The organism is Actinoplanes auranticolor (assembly GCF_018332655.1).
Lineage (GTDB): Bacteria > Actinomycetota > Actinomycetes > Mycobacteriales > Micromonosporaceae > Actinoplanes > Actinoplanes auranticolor.
Window position 1 is genome coordinate 1 of record NZ_BOQL01000139.1, and the last position, 975, is coordinate 975.

The 975-nt window shown below is 67.5% G+C and carries 1 protein-coding gene and 1 pseudogene; both read right to left on the reverse strand.

All coding sequences use genetic code 11. The annotated features are described in order from the left end of the window. Nucleotides 1-709: pseudogene (locus tag Aau02nite_RS46055) on the reverse strand (hypothetical protein); the annotation flags it as partial. 14 nt (nucleotides 710-723) lie between these two features. Further along, nucleotides 724-975, reverse strand: a 252-nt coding sequence (locus tag Aau02nite_RS46060; RefSeq protein ID WP_212995035.1) for a hypothetical protein, incomplete at its 5' end; no start/stop codon positions are given.

The following is a 975-nucleotide window of genomic DNA, read 5'->3' on the forward strand; positions in this document are numbered from 1 at the left end:
CGGGGAAGCCGTCGTTGTTCTCGACGCGCTGCAGCAGGTCTTTGTACTGGCTGGAGATCGCGGTCAGGTAGGTGATGGCCGCGGTGACGACGGCGGTGATGATGCCGAGCACCTTGAGCGTCGAGGCGCCGGCCCCGGCTGCCGCGGGCGGGGCGCCGACACCGGTGGAGGCGGCGGCGCCCCAGCCGGTCAGTTCGATGATGTACGGCACGATGGCGGCCAGCACACCGAGCCAGAACGCGATGATGCCACCGGCGACCTTGGTGAGGGCGTCGTCGATGTCGGCGGTGGCGGCCACGATGGCGGCGAGGGCTTTGCCCTGGTCGGGAAGGGTGCCGAGGTAGGCGGTCGCGGCGGGGCCCTGCCACCGTTCGTCGATGTCGGTCTGGCCGGTGGTGGCTTGCGAGATCAGGTCGCTGACGGGTTTGCCGACCTCTTTGACCCAGTCGGTGCCGTGATTCCACAACGTCCAAGGCACTCCGGGCCGGGTGAAGAACTTCCCGATCTCCGACAGCAGCTTCTGGACCAGATCGACGAACCTGGTGAGCAGCTCGACCACGTCGTCCCAGAGCGGGCCGAGCCACTGACCGACCCGGTTACAGGCGTCGACGATCGTGTTGGTCAGCTCGACGACTTTCTGCAGGCTGTCGTCGACGCGGCGTAGCGCGTCGTTGAACTCGCCCTCCGACAGCGGCAGTGCGACGGCCATATCTGTTCCCCCGGTCAGTAGATGCCCGTCATACGGTGCACAGCGTTGATCTCGTCCTGCTCGTAGCCGTCGGCCGCGTCGTTGAGGGCGGCGGACAACGCGAGGAAGTTCGCGGCGCCTTCGTTGAGCAGCGTGTACAGCCGGTGCTGGAGCTGCTGGTAGACCTCGGCGAGGCCGATCTGGTCGGCGATGTAGGAGAAGTGCAGGGCGCTCAACTCGAGCCGGGCGGCCACCGCGGCCGCGTCGACCAGCTTGTCCTTACCGGC